The following is a 22,762-nucleotide window of genomic DNA, read 5'->3' on the forward strand; positions in this document are numbered from 1 at the left end:
CTTGGTTATTCATCAATTTAACTTGATTGCTGATTTTTAAGTGAACAAGGTAAAGCCTGACAAATAACGACTCAAAAGGATAGGTATGACATCTCCCATCATTATCACTGGCGTGGGTAAACGCATAGGTTACGCCTTAGCCAAACATTTTCTCGCCCAAGGTCAGCAGGTGATTGGTACTTATCGCAGCCATTACGACAGTATCGATGAGCTTAACGCCTTAGGCGCAACTCTGTATCCCTGCGATTTTTATGACGATGCCCAAGTGCAATCCTTAATTAATGAGTTAGCTAAATTGCCGCAAATTCGCGCCATTATTCACAATGCCTCAGATTGGCTGCCGGATACAGTTCTTACAAAGAATGAGCCTTTAAAGAGTACCACTTTTACAATGAGTGAAGTGCTGCAGCGGATGATGCAAGTGCATGTGAGCGTGCCCTACCAGTTGAACTTGGCCTTAGAGGCGCAGCTACGTGCGGGTGCTGGCGATGAAATCGGCGGCAGTGATGTGATTCATATTACTGACTATGTGGCAGAGAAGGGCAGTCAGAAGCATATCGCCTATGCCGCCAGTAAAGCCGCGCTGCACAATATGACGCTATCCTTTGCCGCCAAATTTGCGCCCGAGGTCAAAGTGAATTCGATTGCGCCAGCGATGATCCTATTTAATGCGGGTGATGACGCTGCCTATCAGCAAAAAACCTTAGCCAAAGCGCTGTTGCCGAAAGAGGCGGGGAATGAGGAAATTATCGACTTAGTGGAATATCTGCTGAATAGCCGCTACGTCACCGGTCGTTGCCATAATGTCGATGGTGGCCGGCATTTAAGATAAACAAGGCTATAGAGCGCCACTGCATGGCTGTAGAATTTAGCTTCTAGATCCTTCTTTTAAAACGTCAGTACCCGACTTGGGGTGATGATGAACGGTAAAGGCACATCCCAATACTCGCAGGGTAAATTCGTCACTTGCTGACAGTCGTGGGCGTAACCCATAGGCAAAGGTTTACCTTTAAGCTGCCAGTTTGCCAGCGTCCTATCGTAATAGCCGCCGCCCATGCCCATACGATTTCCCATTAAATCAAAAGCCACTAATGGTGTGATAACAACATCTAACTCTGTCACTGGGGTAATGGCGCGCACATCTAATTTAGGTTCTAAGATGCCGAATTGATTCGCCTGCATCGGCGTGTCTGCGGTGTAATGCAGGAATAATAATTGTCCGGCATTGAAGGGATGTAACCTAGGCAGATAGGTGTTTATGCCCATTTGCCACAGCGCAGCGATCAGCGGTGGCGTGGCGAGTTCGCCATCATGGGTGAGATATAATGCCACATGTTGCGCTTTGTTGGCCTGCAATGCATCGAGCATTCGCTGGCAGGCGTTTAAACTTGCTTGGGTTTGTTCTATTTCGGAGAGAGATTTACGGGCGGTGCGAATGGCTTTGCGTAACAGATTGCGGCTTTCTTTTGTATGGAGTGCGATATTTGCCGCATAGTTTGTGACATCTACGGCATCAGCGACTTCTACGGCAAGTTGCGCCGTGTCGCTTTGGGGATTCAAATGAGAAAGTTTGGAAGATGTAGACATAGAATTAAGATGCTCCCCAGAATGCCGCTACCGGTGTAGCCCTTGAACCGTAGGTTCAAGGCGGGTAAATGATTACCTCCTAAGGCTTCTCGGTACAAGCCGAGCATGCACAATGTCAGTAAAGCATTCACCCTGAGATAAAAATTATCGGCACAGGGACATTACCAGTTGGCATGCATCCCAGGGAGCAAAACGGTATTGAATCGCTAAAGCATTGGTTTATTTAAATAAGCCAGTTTAGCCATTCACTGTGCGTCAGTTGGTTTAACTCAATGAGTGTTAAATCACTAAGGTGCACAGTTTAAATCTATTTAGTTGAACGCTCAACTAAGGCACTTTCGAGAGTCGACTGCAGCAAGCTGATCCTGTCGTCCATCTGTTGCATGTAGTGCTTATTTTTTTGCTTTTCTTGGAACAACTCGTGTCCAATATTCAGCGCCGCCATGATCGCAATTTCTTCACGGCTTAGGCTATTGGTTCGGGTTTTTAACGCACTGAGTTGTTGTTCAACTCCCAACGCTACCGTACGTAAGGCATCCTCTTGACCTTTCGGGCAAGCGATAGAGTAGGTGCGCCCAAGTAGGGTAATTTCAACAGCACTGTTACTCATGTCGCGGGTGATCCTTTCGTTAGCCTCTTAGGGCGGACTATATAGGGCTGATCTTAAAAGTGCAAGGTAAGCCGCAAATGGATTGGTCTTTGACGGTTTTGTTTGCTGTTTGTGTGAGCAGTTGGATAGTTTTTTATCAGGGCGTGGCCGATTTCGCCATTATTGGGATTCAGTATTGGTTCAAGTCTTTATCTCTGCTAGCATTGCTGCTGGAAAAATCTTATTGGGATCTGATATGGCAACCCCTCCTTCGTTACGTATCGACAGCTTAAAACTCGCCTTAGATGCGGCTGAAATCGGCCAGCATCCGGTAGAAGTTCACGGTGCTTTAGTCGGTTTAATCTGCGGTGGTGTAGAGCAAACTGGCGACACTTGGATCAAGCCTTTATTCGACCTGATGAACGATGGTCAACCTTTGCCAGCGCAGTTGCATCAATTAGTGTGTGATTTATTTAACGATTCAGTGACGCGTTTAGTGGATTTTGAATTTGGTTTCATGCCGCTGTTGCCTGAAGAAGAAGAGCCGCTCAGCCAACGTGTTGAAGCCTTGTCTCTGTGGACCCAGAGTTTTTTGACTGGCATGGCGATTATTCAGCCGAAACTGAATCAAGCCTCGGCAGAAGTACGTGAAGTGATCAAAGACTTGGCGGAAATTGCTCAAGTGGAATTTGATGTTGCCGACGATGAAGAATCCGAAGCCGCTTACACTGAATTACTCGAGTTTGTACGTATTGCAGCCATCATGTGTTACTCGGAGTTTGGTCCTGAGCTTCCCCATGGTGAGGCTGACGATACTGCGGTTGTACATTAATTTACCGCAGTTGTTTAATGTTCAATAAGTTAACACAGTAGTGGCTTCATTAGATGTCAAAGGTGGGCAAACCTGCCTTTGAGTCCATAGCACTGGTGTTTTTGAGTGCATAGCATTGATGTTTACATCTTTTCTGTTTACATGCCTTAGTGTTATGCCAAAGCTTGAATGAGATCCCCATGACGGCCACAAATCACATGGATACTTCAGTTCAACACGTCGACATCGCGATTGTAGGCGGTGCGATGGCGGGGGCGACCCTAGCGTTAGCTCTCGCGCGTCTTTCTTTATCCGCAGCTCGGCCACTTTCTATCGCCTTAATCGAAGCGCACCTTCCCGATAAGCAACACCCCGGGTTCGATGCTCGCTCTATTGCTATCGCCCACGGTTCTATTTTCGAATTATCCCGTTTAGGTTTATGGCAAAAGCTCGCCCATTTGGGCACGGCGATTGAAAATATCCATGTGTCGGATCGCGGCCACTTTGGCATGACAGAACTCAATGCGGCGCAGTTTCATTTAGATGCCCTAGGCCAAGTGGTTGAGCTTAAACGGGTTGGCCAAGTGCTGTTTAACGAGTTGAATAAGAGTAATGTCAAACTCTATTGCCCCGCCAAGCTTGCCCAAGTAGAACCCGCCGTTGAAGGTCACACCTTAGTGCTCGATACGGGCGAGCGAATTCAAGCCAAACTTGTGGTCGCAGCCGATGGTTTGCAATCCAAAGTGCGCAGCAGTTTTAATTTGCCCGTGACCCAAGTGGCCTTTGAGCAAACGGCCATTATTGCCAATATTCAAACTGCCGATTTGCCAACCAATAGGCCTCACAAACATTGGGCCTATGAGCGCTTTACCCAAACAGGTCCCTTAGCGTTGTTGCCTATGGCCGATATTCAAGGTCAACCTCGCTTTTCTCTCGTGTGGGCGCTCGATGATGCGCGGGCTAAACAGATGCAAGACGCGCCTAAGGCTGAGTTTTTAGCGGCGCTGCAACAGGCCTTTGGTTATCGTGCGGGCACGTTTATCGATGTCAGCGTGCGCCATGCGTATCCGCTTAATTTGTCCTATATGCCAAGGCCAATTCATCACAGATGTGTGTTTATCGGCAATGCGGCGCAGACACTGCATCCGATTGCGGGGCAAGGGTTTAACTTAGGGTTGAGGGATGTGGTGAGTTTGCTCGAGGTGATCCAAACGGCGCTCGCGCAGGGTGACGATATCGGCTCCGCCGCTGTGACCCATGCGTACCTTAATGCCCGCGAGCACGACAGAAACAGCACTATCCGAAATATCGAATTTTTAGTCCGTGGCTTTTCAAACCAATATTGGCCGATGGCGCTGGGGCGTAACTTAGGATTACGGCTCTTGTCTTGGTTTCCGCCACTGAAAACCCCCGTCGCTCAAAAGGCAATGGGCTGGAAATAACTCCGCAATTTACTGGTATCGCAACGCGAAAAGGATGTACCCATGTTAAGTTCACAAGCCTATGACATTGCCATTGTGGGTGGCGGCATGGTGGGACTCGCCACCGCGATTGGATTGGCACAGGCCGATCTGAATGTTGTCGTTATCGATGCTGGCAACACCGAGGCCGTGAGCGGCGAGCCGCGTTTACGGGTGAGCGCCATCAATAAGGCGAGCCAGCGCTTGTTAGAAAACTTAGGGGCATGGAGTTATTTAGATACTTCCCGCGCCACGCCTTATCAAAAAATGGCGGTGTGGGATAAAGACGGTTTCGGCAAAATTGCCTTTGACGCCAACAGCATCAGCGAAACCAGTCTCGGCGCGATTATCGAAAACGATGCCATTAGCTTTGCCCTCGCCAAACGCGTCGGTGAGTTTGATAATATCACCCATATTCAAAACCAACGCTTAGAGCGCATTGCTTTTGGTGAGCGCGAAGCTTGGTTGACCCTTGCCAATGGCGCCGATTCTGAAATAGAAAGTGTCAGTGCTGCACTTGTGATAGCCGCTGATGGCGCCAACTCTTGGGTGCGCGAGCAATGCAAGATCCCGCTGACCTTTTGGGATTACGGCCACCACGCAATCGTCGCAACTATTCGTACCGAAATGCCACACCTTGCCACCGCCCGCCAAGTGTTTTTGCAGGACGGCCCGCTAGCATTTTTACCTCTGTATGAAGACAATCTTTGCTCTATCGTCTGGTCGGTGCCGCCCGAGCGCGCCACTGAGTTATTGGCAATGGATAAAGTGCAATTTGAGCGCAACTTAACCGCGGCTTTCGACGGTCGTTTAGGGATTTGCAAGCTGGAAAGCGAGCGCCAAGCCTTCCCATTACGGATGCGCTACGCCCGCCATTTTGCCCGTCACCGTTTAGTGTTGGCAGGTGATGCAGCCCATACTATTCATCCGCTGGCTGGCCAAGGGGTGAACCTCGGCTTTTTAGATGCGGCCAGCATTATCGAAGTGATCAGCGAATTACAGCAAGCGGGTAAAGATATCGGCGATTATGCGCAGCTGCGTGCACTTGAACGTTGGCGCAAAGCCGATGCAATGGAGATGATCGCGGCGATGGAGGGCTTTAAACGCCTATTCGAAGGTTCAAACCCAGTCAAAAAGGCGATTCGCGATCTGGGATTAAATCTCGTTGATAATGTCGCTGGGCTGAAAACAGTGTTCATACAACAGGCCATGGGCAATAAGTCGGCACTGCCTAAGTTGTGCCGTTAGCCTAGGTTGCGCTAATGTGATCAGAATTGCCGCTAATATCAGCATATTGACTGCAAGCTGCGCAAATCTGGCCTTCGCATGTAAAAAAATTACATGTTGAAGATGAGAAAATCTAATGACAATGGCTTCGGATTAGAAAAATCTCCTGTATACAAATTTGTGACGCAAGGTATAATTTCGCCGCATTTTAGACCCTAGTATCTACACCCTACACTAGGCAGAGACCTGAAAAAGGCCGCAAAAAGGGATAACAATGGCTAACAAAACTATTCTGTTTAACAAGCACTTAGAATCAAACGCTAAGATGGTCGACTTCCACGGTTGGGATATGCCCCTCAACTATGGCTCACAAATCGAAGAACACAACGCGGTGCGTCAAGACGCGGGTATGTTCGACGTATCCCACATGACTGTGGTTGATGTGATAGGTAGCGACGCTGGTGCATTTCTACGTAAGTTGCTGGCGAACGATGTGGCTAGACTTAAAGTGCCAGGTAAAGCCTTATACAGCGGCATGTTAGATGACAATGCTGGTATCATCGACGACCTCATCACTTATTACCTCACTGACACTAACTACCGCGTGGTAGTGAACTCAGCGACCCGCGAAAAAGATCTCGCTTGGATCGCCAAGCAATCCCAAGGTTTTGATGTCACTGTGACTGAGCGTCCTGAGCTGGCGATGATTGCCGTTCAAGGTCCTAACGCAAAAGCGAAAGCCGCTGCCGTGTTCAGTGCCGAGCAAAACGCCGCCATCGAAGGCATGAAACCTTTCTTCGGTAAGCAAGCAGGCTCACTGTTTATTGCGACTACGGGTTACACAGGCGAAGCGGGCTACGAAATTATCGTCCCAGAAAATGAAGCTCAAGCCTTGTGGCAAGTATTGTTAGATCAAGGGGTTAAACCTTGTGGTCTCGGTGCCCGTGACACACTGCGTCTCGAAGCCGGTATGAACCTTTACGGCTTAGACATGGACGAAACCATCAACCCATTGGCCGCCAACATGGGCTGGACTATTGCATGGGAACCAAACGACCGTGACTTCATTGGCCGTAAAGCCCTCGAAACACTTCGCGATGCCGGAACCAGCAAACTTGTTGGTCTAGTGATGGAAGAAAAGGGCGTGTTACGCCATGATATGCCAGTATTTTTCACCGACGCAGCTGGTGTAGAGCAACAAGGCGTGATCACCAGCGGGACTTTCTCGCCAACATTGGGCTATTCTATTGCGATGGCACGTGTTCCTAGCTCGATTGGGGATACTGCGGAAGTCGAAATGCGTAAAAAACGTGTGGCTGTTAGAGTAGTGGCGCCAAACTTTGTGCGCAACGGTAAACAAGCATTTTAAAAAAACGGAACAAGGAACAAGAACAATGAGCAATATTCCGACAGAACTGAAATACGCCTCTTCACACGAATGGATCCGCAAGGAAGAAGACGGTAGCTACACAGTAGGTATCACTGAGCACGCCCAAGAGCTGTTAGGTGACATGGTTTTCGTTGAACTCCCAGAAGTTGGCGACACTGTGACTGCGGGTGAAGATTGTGCTGTAGCTGAATCAGTAAAAGCGGCGTCTGACATTTATGCCCCTATTTCTGGCGAAGTGATTGCCGTGAACGAAGCGCTGGAAGATTCGCCAGAACTCGTTAACAGCAGTGCTTACGGCGAAGGCTGGTTCTTCCGCGTAATGCCTTCTGACGAATCAGAAGTCGACGCTCTGCTGGATGCTGAAGGCTACCAAGCTGTCATCGACGAAGAATAATCGTCGACGCTAACGAAGCCCTAAGGGGCTTCGTTTGTTTTAGCACAAGATTGACATAACAACAGTCCGTTAATCAGTACCCTACAGTTCTGAATTTCGGCAAATCTGGAACAAGGTTTATCATGACCAAGCAAACCCTCACTCAGTTAGAACAGCACGATTTATTCCTACGTCGTCATATCGGCCCAGATAGCAGCCAACAGCAAGCCATGCTGAACTATGTTGGTGCTGAGTCTCTGGACGATCTGACCGCGCAAATTGTGCCTGAGTCGATCCGTTTAAGCCAAGACTTGAGCATTGGTGATTCCTGCGGCGAAGCCGAAGGTATTGCTTACATTCGTGGTTTAGCGAAACAAAACCAAGTATTTAAGAGCTATATCGGCATGGGTTACTACGGCACTCAAGTGCCAAACGTGATCCTGCGTAACGTATTTGAAAACCCAGGTTGGTACACGGCTTATACGCCATATCAGCCAGAAATCGCCCAAGGCCGTTTAGAAGCCATTCTAAACTTCCAACAAGTGTCGATGGATTTAACGGGTTTAGATTTGGCTTCTGCTTCTTTGTTAGATGAAGCAACTGCTGCTGCTGAAGCGATGGCGCTGGCAAAGCGTGTTTCTAAAGCAAAAAAAGCCAATATCTTCTTCGTTGCCGATGATGTGTTCCCGCAAACCTTAGACGTAGTGAAAACCCGCGCTGAGTGTTTTGGTTTTGAAGTGGTGGTTGGCCCAGCATCTGAGGCCGTTAACCATGAGCTGTTTGGTGCTTTGTTCCAATATACTAACCGTTTTGGTCAAATCACTGACTTCACTGAATTATTCGCAACTCTGCGTGCGAAGAATGTGGTTGTGACTGTCGCCGCCGACATTATGTCCTTGGTATTACTGAAATCACCGGGCGCTATGGGCGCCGATGTGGTATTTGGTAGTGCGCAGCGTTTTGGCGTGCCAATGGGCTTTGGTGGTCCACACGCGGCCTTCTTCGTTGCCCGTGATGAGCACAAACGTTCTATGCCTGGCCGCATCATTGGTGTGTCAAAAGACGCCCGTGGTAACCGCGCACTGCGTATGGCAATGCAAACTCGTGAGCAACATATCCGCCGCGAAAAAGCCAACTCAAACATTTGTACTGCACAAATTCTGTTAGCGAATATGGCGTCTTTCTACGCCGTATTCCACGGCCCAGATGGTCTGAAAACTATCGCGTCACGCATTCACCGTTTCGCCGATATTTTAGCGACAGGCTTAAAAGCGAAGGGCGTGAACTTAGTCAACAGCACTTGGTTTGATACTGTTAGCATCAAAGGCTTAGATGTTGCTGCCGTCAATGCACGCGCACTGGCTGCTGAAATGAATCTACGTTTCGATGCCGATGGTATTGTGGGCGTGAGCTTAGACGAAACCACGTTGCGAACAGATATCGAAGCCTTGTTCGATGTGATCTTAGGTGCCGGCCATGGTTTAGATGTTGCCGCGTTAGATGCGCAAATCGTCAGCCAAGGTAGCCAATCGATTCCGGTGGCACTCGTGCGCCAAGATGCGATTTTAAGCCACCCAACCTTCAATCGCTATCAAAGCGAAACCGAGATGATGCGTTATATCAAACGTCTCGAAAGCAAAGACTTAGCACTTAACTACTCAATGATTTCACTGGGCTCTTGCACCATGAAGTTAAATGCAGCGGTTGAAATGCTCCCTGTGAGCTGGCCAGAATTTGCCAACATGCACCCATTCAGCCCACTGGATCAAGCTAAAGGCTTTACTCAGTTGATTGAAGAGTTGTCGACTTGGTTAGTGAACATCACAGGCTACGACGCTGTGTGTATCCAACCTAACTCTGGCGCTCAAGGTGAATACGCTGGCTTGTTAGCCATCAAGAAATACCATGAGTCACGCGGCGATGCGCACAGAAACATCTGTTTGATCCCGCAATCTGCCCACGGTACTAACCCTGCATCGGCACAATTAGCCGGTATGCAAGTGGTGGTGACGGCCTGTGATAAGCAAGGTAACGTCGATTTAGAAGATCTGAAGACGAAAGCTGCCGAAGTGGCTGAAAACTTGTCTTGCATCATGATCACTTACCCATCGACCCACGGTGTGTATGAAGAATCTATCCGCGAAATCTGCAACATAGTGCATCAGCACGGCGGTCAAGTGTACTTAGATGGCGCCAACATGAACGCTCAGGTCGGCTTAACGTCTCCTGGCTTTATCGGTGCAGACGTATCACACCTTAACCTGCACAAAACCTTCGCGATTCCACACGGCGGCGGTGGTCCAGGTATGGGCCCTATCGGCGTGAAATCACACTTAGCCCCATTTGTTGCGGGTCACGTTGTGGTTAAACCGGGCCGCGTGAGCGACAACAATGGCGCCGTATCAGCCGCACCTTACGGTAGCGCAGGCATTCTGCCGATCAGCTGGATGTACATTAAGCTGCTTGGTTCAAAGGGCCTGAAAAAGTCGACCCAAACTGCGCTGTTAAACGCTAACTACGTGATGAAGAAGCTGTCTGAGCACTACCCAGTATTGTTCCGTGGCCGTAATGATCGCGTGGCGCACGAATGTATTATCGACCTACGTCCACTGAAAGAAGCTTCAGGCGTGACCGAAATGGATATCGCTAAGCGTTTGAATGACTACGGTTTCCACGCTCCAACCATGAGCTTCCCTGTTGCGGGAACCCTGATGATTGAGCCAACGGAATCTGAGTCTAAGGTGGAACTCGATCGTTTCATCGACGCTATGGTGTCAATTCGTGCTGAAATCGCCAAAGTGGAATCGGGCGAATGGCCTGCGGACAACAACCCGCTGCACAACGCACCGCACACTATGGCCGATATCATGGACCCAGAGTTTGATACGCGTCCATACAGCCGTGAAGTGGCCGTGTTCCCAAGTGCAGCAGTACGCACTAACAAGTTCTGGCCAACCGTGAATCGTATTGACGATGTCTATGGCGACCGTAACCTAATGTGTTCGTGTGCACCATTATCAGACTACGAGTAATAATTGCTGCTTAGGCTAGCTACTGCGGCGTTGAATCTCAGCTTTCGTGCTCATTGACAGGAGTCAACTCCGCGCGAAAGCTTTCAATCCGCCTTGCATTAGCTTCGCCAGCAACGCAATTATGGACATAAAAAAGCGACCTTAGGGTCGCTTTTTTGTTTTATGCGTATTCTCTCTGATGAGCTTAGTGGTGCGAATGGGCCAATTTTGTGGCTTCTGGCAACTGTATTCCCCAATTGCCTGCCGCAGGCTTTCGCACTGTTACACCAGTGACTCGCCGTAGATACATCCCTGTAGGCTCTACTAAAACATCCTGTTTTAGAAGGTCACTGGTGCAACAATGCCAGTTCTGGTGTAACCATTGAGTGAAGAGGCATGTTTGCCATTACACTTTTTTTGCATTTAAATACATGGTGTTATGCCAACGAATGCTAGTTTCAGAAATGTCATGCAACAATGTCATTTTATGACCTTCATTTCCGCTAACTTGTCCGTCGGCAGCGAACGTAATAGAAAGTTTATCTAATAGAACGTGATGATTTGGACATAAGCACAAGATATTCGATTCCTTGTCAGGCCCGTGATGTGGTGCACCTAAGGGAATGATGTGAGCCCCTTCAGAATAATCCCCGTCAGGGGTGACTAGCTTAACCCCACATACTTGACATGAATTCTGATACAAATTTTTGATTTTTTTTGAAATCTTGGTGTCACGTATGATCCTATCTATTGTCTGATTTTTGCGTTGGGCGCGAGTGTTATTGCTAGGTTCTGATTCTTCATAATCTAAAGGAACAGCTCTAAATGTTTTACCATCGACATCTATTAGCTTCCTTTTCTCGGTAACAGGGTCAAATCCAACAGTTCTCGTTTCACCTTTGCTGTTCTTCTTAGTCCATACCCTAAAGACTAAAAGCTCATACCCTTCATCAGATATTTTTTTTATATGTTTAATTGCTCGAGCATAACTATTCGCTGACCAGTTAGGGCTTAGAATGGTGTCACCATTCTGGGCGCCTAAACTAAATAGAACTTGCATCTTTGCGTCACTACAATATGAGTACCCTCCTTGAGTTGACCCTAAAGACAGTCCTAAGGTTCTATTGACGAAGCTTGTTTTTGTTTCTTTATTCAATTTTAATTCCTCACTTAATGTCCCATTCTCAAGTTGGCATTTTGTCCGTTAAAACTTAATGAAAATAGTACTAATCATTTTACCTTGAGCGTCCGAAATACAAAAAAATTGAACGAATTAGCTCAATTTATTATCTCAGATGCACTCCTTGCCACGTTTGATGGCTCTCGTTTAAGCAATTTTAGCCATTGCCGACGTAGGCAAGCCACAAGCAGGTTATGTTGTTGATTTATTATGGATGGCCATTTATTCCTTAAAAAGCGAAATAATGGTTCGCTTTTTAATAAACATTTGGTTAAAAGGTAACTGATTCAGTTTTTAGAACTCCTTGGTCAGTATTGCCATTTAGTAGTAGTTGTTTAACATACTCAACCAGCATCCAGGACATAGGATGTTTAACCTTATCTAGAGAATGAGTGTCAAAACCAAGTAGATGATCTTTCTTTATTTGCAGTTTTCTAGTGCACAAAGCTAATAATATTTCCGGTAAACCAGTTGACTCTTCCGTTTCAGGTAATTTGAGCATTCTTTCTATTAAAGAACCAATAATCCTACTTTTAGCGTCATCTGCGCTATAATCAAGCTCTCTAGGTTTTGCTGATCTTAATACGCTAGCTTGGATAATACCTTCATTGAATCTATCAAATAACAGTGGATCTAACTGTCTAATAATGTATCCGGAGCCTAGAGGAATTGTTCCATTATTTTTAGCTTTTGTTCTTAAACGTTGTAAGACAGAAGATATAGTAAAATATACAGTAGATTGGTGCTTAAACTCATGATCATTATCGCCTTTGTTCCAGAATGCAAAGGTTTTACCCAATACTAAGTCTTTGCCTGCAGGTGATTTTAGGAAAATATGCTCTCCTAATCCTCCTGTATTAATTGATGAAGCCCCTTTTATCTGAATGAGGCGCTGTTCTATTATTGGCTTTAAATCTGAGTTGTTTTTATATTTCTCCGTTAATAACTTTAGAACTTCAATCTCTTTTTCCCAACTGTTTTCCTTGTGTTCATTAATTGGTAAAAGAATTTTTTCTATGAAATGAAATTGATGTGGACCACATGGACCTTCTGAAAATGTTAAATCTTTTTGTAATTTACCAAACTCATTATCACTATTGTACTTAGCAAACCCTACTATATAAGTAATTGGCAAATTGTTAAATTTTCTTAATGCTCTGCTAATGTTTAGAAGAGACTTTCCCGATTCTATAGAGCCTGCAACAACAATTATTCCTTTATTAGGTGTTTTATCTTCAGGGGCCATTCCATCATATAAGTCGACATGTAGATTTAATTCTGAAATTTTATTCTTAATAAGCGTTGCTAACTCTTTGGCACCTTGATCTTTGCAATGAATAATGCAGTCAGTATTTAAAGGGAAAGAGCGGTGAATTTTGCTTACCAACAGATTTTCAAATTCTTTATTTTTAATGATTTTACTTACATCTATGAAGTATTCAGGTGTTGGTGTTTTTGTTCCATCGACACCATCAAACAAGCAGCGGAAAGCATCAAGATCTTTATATTTGTGAATTAAATCTCTTAGGTTTTCATCTGAATCTACAGATAAAGGCAAGTAAGCTTCGGTTCTAGGTGCCTCAAAAATAAATTTGCTTTTATCTAATGCAATTGGAATTGAATACTCCCTTAAACACATTGGGCATTCAATTTCATTGTATGATTGAAAGTGTTGGAAGTATGATTTACAGAATTTTTCTTTAAATTTTTCGAACTCAATTAGAACATTTTGTTTATTGATATTTATTTGTGCCATTATTATGGAAACAATTGATGCCTGCTCTAGATAGCTATTTCTCTTTAATTTTTCATATAAATTATTACTTGTAGATGCAGATATTAATATAAGTGTTTTTTCATCAGAGCTAAAATTATAATCTTCTATTCCTCCATAACTCCCGAAGGAGTCAATTGGGATTATTCTTGAACTTTTTTCAAAAGCCTTTATTATGTTGCATATTTCGTAAGCTAATGGGTAAATTCCTGATGTATCTACATAAATTTTATTTATTTCACTAGGTAACAGCTTTAAAATGCTCGTTGCAATAAATGCAATTTCAGCTGAAGACTCAAGAATGTTTTTTACATCAATAAATTTGCTTGTGTGTTTTCCTGATGGTTTTATGAAGTGAATATTGGAGTGAGCTTCAATAATTAGATTTCTGTTTTTTATTATGTCATATAGCCCGAAATCAATAATCTTTATCATTTCAGATTTTTTTATACTACATGAAGAACTGTCAAAAGTATTTAAATCAAGACTACCGTCACGTTTGACAAAGCAAGTGTGGAATTCAAGTGTTTGAAAACTATTTATTCTATCTTTTATTGTTTCTTGTGATTTTTTGTTCAGGAGTTTTTTGGTTATTTCTTCTTTGTTAAACTCTTGTGTGATAAATATTATATCTCTAATAAAAATAGAAGATTTAAACTTTGTGACTACCTCGTTAAAAAATTCCTCTGTGGAGAAAATATCACCTGAGTAAAAACAAACCATAACATTAGGTCTGTTTACGTTAATGTCCGTTTGGTAAAAGTAGAAATTTTTCATCGTAAAGGCACCAAAATGCTACAAGCTAAACCTTCTACAGAAGCCTGTTTGTGATAGTTTTTATTTAACTTGCTAACTTCATCGTATAGAGATAAAGATTCTTTTTCAGACTCTATAACCGGATGTAAATTAAAATCATGGTACACGCCAATTCTTCCTGTTCTTAATGATATAAACCCCTTTTGTTTATTTAAAATACTGCGTACATTAAACAACCCTCTACCATATCCTTGAGAATCAGCTTTTGAAGTTGTTCCTTTGGAAAATGAGTTTTCTACAACTTTAACTTCATCTTCAATACTTATATCAAATTTATTTTCAGATGAAAGGGATTTGAAAATACCTTCGCCGCTGTCAAAAATTGAAATCTCCAATATGTGCACTGTTCTATTAAAACTTCGAATACCTTCAAGATATTGAGTTATCGCTGAATTAGTACCTCCAATACTTGCAGATTCTTGCTCTTTACTGATCAATTTGTATTCAATAACGAGTCCTCTGACAGACTTGTTGGTTCTTCCTGTATTTATTTCATGCTTTGCATGTTGTTCAGTATTTTCGATAAGTTCGTATAAGATTTGGCCCAAGTCTTTGATGTGTTCTTCACAAACGGTTGTTTGTGTTGTTGGTGTTAACTCAATAATTCTATTCAATAAATTAGTGTAAAACTGACTTTGTCTTAAAGCGTTATTTCCCTCAGAAGTATAGAAACAACTAGGATAGGCATATTTTTTTATTGAATGGTCAACAGCAAATAATTGTACACATTGGCCTGTTCTATAAATTGACTTGTTCAGGCGAGATTGTATATCTAGATTTATTTTAGATTTAAGTTCTACGGCAATTTTTTGTCCATCTTCAATATCATCTTTCTCATAAACATTATCAGACATTAATAACGCTGTTAGGCTATGTGGAGAATCAAGTAATTCTTTTACAGCGGTTTCTTTAGATGATTCAAACTGAAAAAATTTTATCTTTTTATTAGGGTTAAACTTCATTGAGGTAATAAATAATTGACAAATTCTAGGTAGTAATCCTAAACGTAACTTCTTAAAGCTCTGGGGGAGATTCATTACATCATCTCCTAGTTTTTCATATAAAATCTCAAGTTCATCGTTATTTATAATAGATGGAACTTTCATAAATAACCTCCATTTATATATTAGGTTAATCGTAGTCGCAATTATTGGGCTTTATTTAGTATTAAGGCGTAATTTCTCTCGTTAAGTTGTTGTATTTTTTGGATCATTGTCTTTAATCTCCTCGAATTTACTTATTTCCCGACTTCGCTTTTACTCAGGCATCTTTGGGCGACTTGGTAGATGATGGTGTCGACTTGTTGCTGGGTAAGATCTTGGGTTTTCAGTTTTGGGATCGTTCCGACTAATTGTTTGTGGTTGAGGATCGGGAACGGTGGTTTTGATTGACTGGTGACATACCAGCCGGGGAATACTAGGACTGGGGTTGAGGTTACTGGTGTGCCTGTTGCTTTGGTTAACCATTGACTGACCCACTTGGCCTGACGTTCGGCTTGTTCGATTGGCTTGGTTTCTGTCCACGAGGGGAAGTTTAAGCGCCCGTCTTTGTAAAATACTTGATAGCCTTTTTTGCCAGAGCTTGAGCCATTGCCATTGGTTTGGAGTAGGTCTTTGTTCCGTTTATGGCGGCCTTTGGTTTCAATGGCGAATACGCCATTTTTGCCAACGGCGAGATGGTCGATGTTAAAGCCGTCGGCTTGGATATCGTGAAATACTTGATAACCCAATGCTTGTAAGCCTATGAGCTCATTGGCTGTGGCGATTTCTGCGGTATGGCCGAGGCGTAATTTGATGAGTTTGGAAAAGAGTTTCCAGGTTTTAATGCCGAAGTAAATTACTCCTATTAAACCTGTTAAGGCGAACAACCAAGGGAATTTTCCGACTGTGATATGCGCTTGGATGCTGCTGGCGGCAAATGGAAGGCAAACAATCAATAGTCCCATCATCATGCAGCCGATTAAATCTAATTGCAGATCATGGATTTGCTCTTGTAAGCTATAGGCGGGGATACGGGTCAGTTGCTCACGATCAACGGGCAACTTGACGGTTGCATCGCGATGTTTGAGCAACACATACATCACACCCACTGTGACAAGAAGGCCAGAGAGAAGTATCCCGTAGGATAAAAGAATGCTGCTGAAATCGGTCATTTACGTCCCTGAAGTAATGCGAGTCAATAGTTAACCCGATGACATAACCCGCTAATAAAATGTACTTATTATTTTGGAAAGTGGTGGCAGACTTGTCTGCTTAGAGTTTGGGCGCACATTGCTGATTTGCTTCTTCTTCCCTAAATGGCGTGCTCGATGATTGAGTTCGAGTTTGCCCTGTATTTTCCTGAGTGGTCACACTTTTTACTTTGTGGTCACACTTTAACCCGCTCTATACGGTTTAATCAATGATGTTTATCACAAAAACGTATTTTAAATAACAACTTGTATACAAGTTACTCTGGGGAAAAGATCTGATAGGCATCATTTGTCGCGTCGCGTTTTTAGATTCTGATATTTTTCCTTACTAAACTTGCAGATCTACACAAGTGTTAAACAAGATTAAGCACTTCATGGAAATAACTGCCCGTAGTAAGGATATTTTATATCACCTCATCGGACCAGTTTCAAGTGTCAACATACTAATTATAATATTTTTTTGAGTTTTTTATCATTATTCTCCCATACTTAATATTTATTCTGATATTGGCTGTGAAACAACTTATTAGTCTATTGAATTACTAGGTTTCTCAATTTTAATTTTATGGCCAATTTATGTGTGTTGATTTTATTTTTGTTAAGGAAATGTATGAATAAGGCTTTATTATTTTTTTCATTAACCCTACCTTTTTCAGCTGCTTGGGCTGCTAATGAAACGTTTAGGGATGATATGGAGAGCCAAACTAGCATATTGGAAACGCTTAGATCTGCGGATATCGATGAGATAGATGATATAGATGAGACAGATGGTCCAGATAACCATTTGGAAGCTGGTCACAGTCATACTTATATTCGTTGTTGGTATCGATTAGATCAAACGCATAATAATCCTGCAACTGAACATAGGTGGGCAAAGCAAAAGGACAGTGATGAATATTATTCTATTCAAGGCGCTTGGAGACATAAGCTTTCGGGTAAAAATATGTTTTATACAGAGACGTCACAAGATGAAATCATGCAACGGTGTGTCGATACATTAGGGGTTTCAAACAATGAAGTCGCAGACATTACCTTCTTTGCTGCTAATGAAAAATTATCATTTAATCAGACTATCTGGACGCAAGATAAGGCGGATCAAGGGAATAAAATTAATAAAATTATCGCATTTGGTGATAGTTTGTCTGATACGGGAAATCTATTTAATGGTTCTGAGTGGCGATTTCCAAATCCTAACTCTTGGTTTTTAGGGCATTTTTCTAATGGATTTGTATGGCCGGAATATTTAGCTAAATCGCAGAATATTCCTCTGTATAATTGGTCTGTTGGCGGGGCCGCAGGTATTGATGAATATAAGATTATTCCCGGTTTAGGTCATCAAATACAATCCTATTTTCATTATTTAAAAAAGGCTGAAAATTACCAGCCTGCAAATACGTTATTTACACTTGAAATTGGCCTTAATGATTTTATGAATTATGATCGTGAGGTTAAAGATGTGAGTCAGAATTTAAGTGATGGGTTGAAACGTTTAGTTGATGAAGGCGGAGCTAAGCATATTATTTTATTCACGTTGCCCGATGCTACGCGCGCACCACAGTTCAAGTATTCTACTCAAGAAAACATTGTAAAAATAAAATCAAAAATTGAAGAGTTCAATGGTTTTATTAAACAGCAGGCTCTGTTCTATCAAGCAAAAGGTATAGATCTAGTGTTGTTTGATGCTCATTCTATCTTCGATGAAATTATTCAAAATCCTAAAGAGTATGGTTTTGTTAATGTCACAGATGCTTGCTTAGATATCAATAGAGATAGTAGTAAGGATTATTTGTTGTCACACAGCTTAACAAAAGATTGTGCCTACTATGGCTCTGATAAGTATCTGTTTTGGGGGATCACTCATCCAACGACTGCCGTGCATAAAGTTTTTGCGGATAAGATTATTGAAACAGGTTTTTTTAATCGTCATTAACAGGCGAATAGTCGGCGAGTAAGATATTTTGGTTAAATATCTCTAAATAATCAATAATATGGAGGTAAGCCAGTCAAAGCTGCTTTACCTCCATGAGTCAATTGAGTCAGTTGTAATTTAAGCCAGTAAAGCCACATCTTTTTGCATTTTTTAGCACCGCTTTTAAATTGCCCGAATAATGCTGATACTTTGAACTGTGGTGAAATCATGTTACTTGACGTGTTGCTCGCTGAGTAGAATGAGCTGCTAAGTAGTATTAGCTAGCTTATGCTTTGTTTTATTGAAGAAATTGCTCGCAAGGCCAATCGTGAAGACAAGTATTAAAGGTGCGTTTGGGGAAGGCCGCTTTAAATCTCAAGCGCTGTTAGACGAGTAAGCGCTGCCCGCTTACATGATGTACATGAATTCAAAAAGCAGCATAAGGGTAAAAAATCGAGTCAAGCTTAACATCCTCAAACTCAGGATATGTAGTGTTCATGGATTTAGTTTATGTTTAGTCCGCGGTCAGTATGATTGGCGACTCTTCAGCAGCGTGAGTTTTTGCTGGTAAGGCTGCATGTATAGTGCTGCGAATAAGCGCTAGCTGATAGCTGCGTTTGGCATCGAAGCGGATTAATGGCAGTTTGGCGCTTTCGCAGGCTTGCTCGATGAAGAGGTCGCGTTGCTGAGTACGTGTTTGCTTATGGCTTTTATCGTCGAGTTCGATGGCGGCGATAACTTCAAGTGTATTTTTGTCGCAGAGTAAGTAATCGAAGTGCTTGGCTGAAATTCTATTAAAGGCAATTTGCCAGTGTTTGCGGTTCATGCCTTTTTCTGGGGTGATAACGTCGGCGATACGCACTTTGCCCAAAACTCGGAATTGTTCGCCTACAGCTTGATCTAATATCCCGAGAAAGGAGCGTTCAGCACTGGAAAATAGGGCGTCTTGTTTACGGTAGCGATAGTTATTATCTGAAGATGGGATAAGCAGATTAGTGAAAATGCGTAAGAGTAGCGGCACGAAAATGATAATCGCCAAACCCAGCCCGATAAGTATTAATTGATTCGAATTCATCATTACATCCTTGTTTAGTATTGTCATTGTAACTTGCTAAGTACATATCCGTTAGCTGCTAGTACTTTTATGCCAAAAATAATGAGTCTTTGAGTGTAGTGGTCACATCTTGTTAGCCACTACATCAACAGTCGTACCGATATTATCAGTACGCATACATCTTAACGATAAAACGCTTCAACTGTGCCTTTTACTGCAAGTAAAAGAGGTTGGCCGCGACGGTCTAAGGATTCATTATGGATGGCCATTTATTTTAATGTTTTATGCACTTTAGTTTTCGATTTTTTGAGTTATGCTAAATGCAACATATAAATTTGCGGGTATCTCTATGTATTTTAAAAGTATCCTTGTTTCATTGCCTTCTGTTTACGCAATTTTGTGTGTGCTTGGTTGTGGATTTTTCGCGGGCATCATTGTCGCCGCTGAGGTTCAATCGGCTACTTTTTCTAACGTGTTGCGTGCCGATTTTCGGCATCGTCCTCCTGAGATGGTGCTTGATGAGCGAACTAATACTATGACGAGTCCGTTAAAGGATATTCTTGAGGAAGCGGCGGCTAAGGTCGGTTATCGCGTCGAATGGAGCGCGCGTCCTTTTGCTCGCAGCATTCATGAGTTGCGGGTAGGCACGGTCGACATTGTGCCGCGCACGATACGAGACGAAGAGCGAGAGGCATTTGTACGGTTTCTTGGTCCTATCGGCACTCAGACTCGCGATATTTTGTTTCTCGTAAAAGCCGGCGAGGAAGGACGGATTAAGTCCTATGAGGATTTGTATCAGCTTACTGTAGGGGTTAAACGGGGCACAGTTTATTTTGAGCGTTTTAATACGGATCCCGCGCTACGTAAAATTGAGTCTACCGATGATGAAAACATGGCTCGCATGTTTATCATGGGGCGTTTTGACACTATGGTGGTGCTCGATCGTGCCGCCATTGAGAATGCCTTCAAGCAGCTCGGTTACGATCGTTTTAGCTATGCCGATTACCGTCAGTCGAATCGGATCGAACATTATTTTGGTATGTCCCGTAACTCTACCCATGCTGCTATTTTCGATGAACTTAATCGGGCGCTGCTTGATATGGCTGCATCGGGCCGTGTAAAACAGATTTACCAGGCCTATGGTTTAGCCGCAGAAGTTGAATAGGCAAACAAAAACGGCCAATATTAATTGGCCGTTTTTATGATCTAGCTCTTTGCAAGCTTAACGATAAAAGGCTTCAACTGTGCCTTTTACTGTGAGTAGCAGTGGTTGGCCGTGGCGGTCCATGATTTATTGCGGATGACCATTTATTTTTTGTTTAAATTTTTTCAAAGGTAACTTTTTTAGGAGGGAAACTATTAGGTAATGATCCTGATCTTATTTTTCTTAACAATAAACCAGTCAATAGAGAGGTTATATTTTCATCAAAATATTCTACATCTGGCGATCTAGATGCGATTATTGCAGTGCCCCATGTCTCACTGTCTTTCAGATCGGAAACAACCCAAAATATGCAATCACCATTATCCGTTACGCCTATTGGTAAAAGGCCATTAATTTCTGGATAGAGGTTATATTTAAAATACTCTGGGTCTTCATTATTAAGGTAATTGAAATCCTCAATGATTGATTTCTTCTGCTCAAAAAAATCAAGGTCACAATTCGTAGTAAATGGATTGAATATCGCTATAAAATCGGCAATTCTTCCTGTGCCATAACGATTAATAAACGCAATGTAATCACTGGGAAAACAAAGACCTTCATCTATAGAAGGCCAAACGTTACCAATCCCAGATTCATTAGGGATGTTAGGGGGAACTAAAATGCTATTTAATACAGATAGGGTCATGATCTACATTCCACGAGGATTAAGAAGAGTAATGCTTTCAAAGAAACCACCACTACCTTGAGCATTCACTGTTATACCTGCCAGTATTCTGGAAGGACCTTTATATATTGGAGTTACCGAGACATCAACTATTTCTCCTCTCTCTAACGCTTTCTCTCGTGAATCCCCAAATAAACTTAATGATATTCAAATAAGTAGGCATGCATAATGCTATTTGATTTAATCCATTTCGCCAAAAACCGACTAGATAGCTGTTCCGAATAGTCGTTCACTGCACTGGTGCCGTTTCAGCAAGTAGTATTGAATTAGTATCATTTGCTGCTGGGCAAACAAAAACGGCCAATTAGATTGGCCGTTGTTATGATCCTGCTCTTTGCGCTAAAGCTTAACGATAAAAGGCTTCAACTGTGCCTTTTACTGTGAGCAAAAGAGGTTGGCCGCGACGGTCTAAGGATTTGCTTGGCACTTTTACCCAACCTTCACTGATGCAATATTCTTCGACATCAAAACGCTCTTTGCCGTTGAGCTTAATACCGATATCGTGCTCGAAAATTTCTGCCACATGGTGTGGGCTGCGTGGGTTAACGGAAAGGCGATCCGGTAAAGCAGGTAATGATGTTGTGTCGGTCATGGTCGTGATCTGTCGTTGTCTATAGTGAAAAAGCGTGCGCTATTGTAGGCAATCCCAGCGCAACGCTCAAGACTTTAACTGTGACTGATTACGCGCCTTGCGTTACAAGGTTCGGTTGTCCTGTTAGGACACTGCTGTTAGGACACTGCTGTTAGGACACTGCTGTTAGGACACTGTGCCGCAGCTGGAAAAGGCTTTCAGCACTCGGCCGTTTTCTCTGCCCATGACTGAGCGCAAATAAACCTTGGCTAATATGTCGGCATTGATTGCACTAAAACCGGGAAAATAGTCCTGATAGCTCGCTAATGACTCGCTTAATACCGTTGGGCTGACAATGTTTATCCGCTGCTGCGCAGGTAATTCACCCGCGACGGCGGTAACAAAATGCTCAAGTGCGCCATTGATTGTGGCGGCACTGATGCCATCTTTTACTGGGACATCGGCAATAATGCCACTGGTCAGTGTAAAACTGCCCCCAGTGTTGAGGTATTGGCTGCCTATTTGCACTAACTGTATCTGCCCCAATAACTTACTTTGGAGCCCTGTACTGTAGGATCCCCTCATAATTCATAACCCCAACAACCATGAGTTAATGAGAGTTCAGTTAGTTTCTTCGCAGCACAAAGCAAATTATCTGCTGATATGGGGTAATCATGCCGTCGCCGCAGCAGTTCTTTGCCCATCCTGATTGTTGATAGTACATTCCTTTTCTTTATCGTGTTTGCTTGGAAGTGCCGCTGTAATTGCTGTGTTTCCCCATATAATCCTACCCACCAAAATGCCAGTTGCACCAATAACGCTATCAATAGCAGTATATCCATCCTCGCCGCGTAACGTGTTCTGCTATGACGTAAACCAAAGCCATAAGCGGGACTTTTTAAATCTCTAAAGGTTTCTTCTATTTGCATC

Annotated in this window: 19 protein-coding genes, 1 other RNA gene and 2 pseudogenes; 9 read left to right on the top strand and 13 right to left on the bottom strand. The window is 43.3% G+C overall.

All coding sequences use genetic code 11. The features are described 5' to 3' along the window. The first annotated feature begins 85 nt into the window (after positions 1 to 85). Positions 86 to 832: a dihydromonapterin reductase gene (folM, locus tag KO533_RS06075; RefSeq protein WP_219253296.1), complete on the top strand. Its 747-nt coding sequence runs from the start codon at positions 86 to 88 to the stop codon at positions 830 to 832. A gap of 56 nt (positions 833 to 888) precedes the next feature. Here the strand turns inward: folM and KO533_RS06080 are convergent, their stop codons facing one another. The 3 genes from KO533_RS06080 to KO533_RS06090 all read right to left on the bottom strand — a co-directional run bounded on the left by KO533_RS06080 (position 889) and on the right by KO533_RS06090 (position 2,197). Beyond that, a complete protein-coding gene (locus KO533_RS06080; protein WP_219253298.1) occupies positions 889 to 1,587 on the bottom strand; it encodes a 5-formyltetrahydrofolate cyclo-ligase in 699 nt (232 codons plus the stop codon). 9 nt (positions 1,588 to 1,596) lie between these two features. After that, positions 1,597 to 1,777: non-coding RNA, 6S RNA (gene ssrS, locus KO533_RS06085), on the bottom strand. 117 nt (positions 1,778 to 1,894) lie between these two features. After that, the gene (locus KO533_RS06090) at positions 1,895 to 2,197 is read right to left on the bottom strand and encodes a cell division protein ZapA (RefSeq protein ID WP_105250206.1); all 303 of its coding nucleotides are present in this window, start codon (positions 2,195 to 2,197) and stop codon (positions 1,895 to 1,897) included. Between the two features lie 235 nt (positions 2,198 to 2,432). On the opposite strand from KO533_RS06090, the gene KO533_RS06095 reads away from it, so the two are divergent. From KO533_RS06095 to gcvP, 6 genes are all read left to right on the top strand, one after another. Next, positions 2,433 to 3,008 carry a UPF0149 family protein gene (locus KO533_RS06095; RefSeq protein WP_105252998.1) on the top strand — a complete coding sequence of 192 codons (576 nt, stop codon included), beginning with the start codon at positions 2,433 to 2,435 and terminating at the stop codon, positions 3,006 to 3,008. A 179-nt stretch (positions 3,009 to 3,187) separates the two neighbouring features. Then, on the top strand, positions 3,188 to 4,429 hold the full coding sequence (ubiH, locus tag KO533_RS06100; RefSeq protein ID WP_219253300.1) for a 2-octaprenyl-6-methoxyphenyl hydroxylase: 1,242 nt from the start codon (positions 3,188 to 3,190) through the stop codon (positions 4,427 to 4,429). A 42-nt stretch (positions 4,430 to 4,471) separates the two neighbouring features. Further along, complete coding sequence (locus tag KO533_RS06105; RefSeq protein ID WP_219253302.1) at positions 4,472 to 5,695, top strand: FAD-dependent monooxygenase; 1,224 nt, start codon at positions 4,472 to 4,474, stop codon at positions 5,693 to 5,695. A 253-nt stretch (positions 5,696 to 5,948) separates the two neighbouring features. Continuing rightward, positions 5,949 to 7,043: a glycine cleavage system aminomethyltransferase GcvT gene (gene gcvT / locus KO533_RS06110; RefSeq protein ID WP_219253304.1), complete on the top strand. Its 1,095-nt coding sequence runs from the start codon at positions 5,949 to 5,951 to the stop codon at positions 7,041 to 7,043. 25 nt (positions 7,044 to 7,068) lie between these two features. Then, positions 7,069 to 7,458, top strand: coding sequence for a glycine cleavage system protein GcvH (gene gcvH, locus KO533_RS06115; protein ID WP_011845766.1), 390 nt, complete (start codon positions 7,069 to 7,071; stop codon positions 7,456 to 7,458). Positions 7,459 to 7,580: 122 nt separating this feature from the next. Then, entirely contained in the window at positions 7,581 to 10,469 is a 2,889-nt protein-coding gene (gcvP, locus tag KO533_RS06120; protein WP_219253306.1) for an aminomethyl-transferring glycine dehydrogenase, read from the top strand. 385 nt (positions 10,470 to 10,854) lie between these two features. On the opposite strand, the gene KO533_RS06125 is transcribed toward gcvP, so the two are convergent. From KO533_RS06125 to KO533_RS06140, 4 genes are all read right to left on the bottom strand, one after another. Next, entirely contained in the window at positions 10,855 to 11,604 is a 750-nt protein-coding gene (locus KO533_RS06125) for an HNH endonuclease (protein ID WP_219253308.1), read from the bottom strand. Positions 11,605 to 11,899: 295 nt separating this feature from the next. Continuing rightward, a complete protein-coding gene (locus tag KO533_RS06130; protein ID WP_219253310.1) occupies positions 11,900 to 14,179 on the bottom strand; it encodes a hypothetical protein in 2,280 nt (759 codons plus the stop codon). Further along, on the bottom strand, positions 14,176 to 15,324 hold the full coding sequence (locus tag KO533_RS06135) for a hypothetical protein (protein ID WP_219253312.1): 1,149 nt from the start codon (positions 15,322 to 15,324) through the stop codon (positions 14,176 to 14,178). Before KO533_RS06135 ends, KO533_RS06130 begins: the two co-directional genes overlap by 4 nt. A gap of 131 nt (positions 15,325 to 15,455) precedes the next feature. Further along, complete coding sequence (locus KO533_RS06140) at positions 15,456 to 16,370, bottom strand: nuclease-related domain-containing protein (protein ID WP_219253314.1); 915 nt, start codon at positions 16,368 to 16,370, stop codon at positions 15,456 to 15,458. Between the two features lie 649 nt (positions 16,371 to 17,019). On the opposite strand from KO533_RS06140, the gene KO533_RS06145 reads away from it, so the two are divergent. Next, positions 17,020 to 18,339, top strand: coding sequence for an SGNH/GDSL hydrolase family protein (locus tag KO533_RS06145; protein ID WP_219253316.1), 1,320 nt, complete (start codon positions 17,020 to 17,022; stop codon positions 18,337 to 18,339). A 493-nt stretch (positions 18,340 to 18,832) separates the two neighbouring features. Here the strand turns inward: KO533_RS06145 and KO533_RS06150 are convergent, their stop codons facing one another. Both KO533_RS06150 and KO533_RS06155 read right to left on the bottom strand, forming a co-directional pair. After that, positions 18,833 to 19,393: a DUF2726 domain-containing protein gene (locus KO533_RS06150; RefSeq protein WP_219253318.1), complete on the bottom strand. Its 561-nt coding sequence runs from the start codon at positions 19,391 to 19,393 to the stop codon at positions 18,833 to 18,835. Positions 19,394 to 19,554: 161 nt separating this feature from the next. Further along, positions 19,555 to 19,635: pseudogene (locus KO533_RS06155) on the bottom strand (DUF3297 domain-containing protein); the annotation flags it as partial. Positions 19,636 to 19,721: 86 nt separating this feature from the next. Between KO533_RS06155 and KO533_RS06160 the strand changes: the two are divergent. Next, positions 19,722 to 20,537 carry an ABC transporter substrate-binding protein gene (locus KO533_RS06160; protein ID WP_251073360.1) on the top strand — a complete coding sequence of 272 codons (816 nt, stop codon included), beginning with the start codon at positions 19,722 to 19,724 and terminating at the stop codon, positions 20,535 to 20,537. A gap of 154 nt (positions 20,538 to 20,691) precedes the next feature. On the opposite strand, the gene KO533_RS06170 is transcribed toward KO533_RS06160, so the two are convergent. The 4 genes and pseudogenes from KO533_RS06170 to KO533_RS06185 form a co-directional block, all read right to left on the bottom strand. After that, positions 20,692 to 21,222, bottom strand: coding sequence for an SMI1/KNR4 family protein (locus tag KO533_RS06170; RefSeq protein WP_219253321.1), 531 nt, complete (start codon positions 21,220 to 21,222; stop codon positions 20,692 to 20,694). Between the two features lie 385 nt (positions 21,223 to 21,607). Then, the gene (locus KO533_RS06175; RefSeq protein WP_006080205.1) at positions 21,608 to 21,853 is read right to left on the bottom strand and encodes a DUF3297 family protein; all 246 of its coding nucleotides are present in this window, start codon (positions 21,851 to 21,853) and stop codon (positions 21,608 to 21,610) included. 165 nt (positions 21,854 to 22,018) lie between these two features. Further along, complete coding sequence (locus tag KO533_RS06180) at positions 22,019 to 22,417, bottom strand: short chain dehydrogenase (RefSeq protein WP_251073361.1); 399 nt, start codon at positions 22,415 to 22,417, stop codon at positions 22,019 to 22,021. Then, positions 22,414 to 22,762: pseudogene (locus tag KO533_RS06185) on the bottom strand (IS4 family transposase); the annotation flags it as partial. The gene KO533_RS06180 and the pseudogene KO533_RS06185, both read right to left, overlap by 4 nt.

The sequence above is a fragment of the Shewanella sp. NKUCC05_KAH genome (assembly GCF_019345585.1).
GTDB classification, from domain to species: Bacteria; Pseudomonadota; Gammaproteobacteria; order Enterobacterales; family Shewanellaceae; genus Shewanella; species Shewanella oncorhynchi.

Excerpts from the sequence above, each read along its gene's own strand:
- folM (WP_219253296.1), top strand. The coding sequence starts at position 86 with ATGACATCTCCCATCATTATCACTGGCGTGGGTAAACGCATAGGTTAC.
- KO533_RS06080 (WP_219253298.1), bottom strand. The coding sequence starts at position 1,587 with ATGTCTACATCTTCCAAACTTTCTCATTTGAATCCCCAAAGCGACACG.
- KO533_RS06090 (WP_105250206.1), bottom strand. The coding sequence starts at position 2,197 with ATGAGTAACAGTGCTGTTGAAATTACCCTACTTGGGCGCACCTACTCT.
- KO533_RS06095 (WP_105252998.1), top strand. The coding sequence starts at position 2,433 with ATGGCAACCCCTCCTTCGTTACGTATCGACAGCTTAAAACTCGCCTTA.
- ubiH (WP_219253300.1), top strand. The coding sequence starts at position 3,188 with ATGACGGCCACAAATCACATGGATACTTCAGTTCAACACGTCGACATC.
- KO533_RS06105 (WP_219253302.1), top strand. The coding sequence starts at position 4,472 with ATGTTAAGTTCACAAGCCTATGACATTGCCATTGTGGGTGGCGGCATG.
- gcvT (WP_219253304.1), top strand. The coding sequence starts at position 5,949 with ATGGCTAACAAAACTATTCTGTTTAACAAGCACTTAGAATCAAACGCT.
- gcvH (WP_011845766.1), top strand. The coding sequence starts at position 7,069 with ATGAGCAATATTCCGACAGAACTGAAATACGCCTCTTCACACGAATGG.
- gcvP (WP_219253306.1), top strand. The coding sequence starts at position 7,581 with ATGACCAAGCAAACCCTCACTCAGTTAGAACAGCACGATTTATTCCTA.
- KO533_RS06130 (WP_219253310.1), bottom strand. The coding sequence starts at position 14,179 with ATGAAAAATTTCTACTTTTACCAAACGGACATTAACGTAAACAGACCT.
- KO533_RS06135 (WP_219253312.1), bottom strand. The coding sequence starts at position 15,324 with ATGAAAGTTCCATCTATTATAAATAACGATGAACTTGAGATTTTATAT.
- KO533_RS06140 (WP_219253314.1), bottom strand. The coding sequence starts at position 16,370 with ATGACCGATTTCAGCAGCATTCTTTTATCCTACGGGATACTTCTCTCT.
- KO533_RS06145 (WP_219253316.1), top strand. The coding sequence starts at position 17,020 with ATGAATAAGGCTTTATTATTTTTTTCATTAACCCTACCTTTTTCAGCT.
- KO533_RS06150 (WP_219253318.1), bottom strand. The coding sequence starts at position 19,393 with ATGAATTCGAATCAATTAATACTTATCGGGCTGGGTTTGGCGATTATC.
- KO533_RS06160 (WP_251073360.1), top strand. The coding sequence starts at position 19,722 with ATGTATTTTAAAAGTATCCTTGTTTCATTGCCTTCTGTTTACGCAATT.
- KO533_RS06170 (WP_219253321.1), bottom strand. The coding sequence starts at position 21,222 with ATGACCCTATCTGTATTAAATAGCATTTTAGTTCCCCCTAACATCCCT.
- KO533_RS06175 (WP_006080205.1), bottom strand. The coding sequence starts at position 21,853 with ATGACCGACACAACATCATTACCTGCTTTACCGGATCGCCTTTCCGTT.
- KO533_RS06180 (WP_251073361.1), bottom strand. The coding sequence starts at position 22,417 with ATGAGGGGATCCTACAGTACAGGGCTCCAAAGTAAGTTATTGGGGCAG.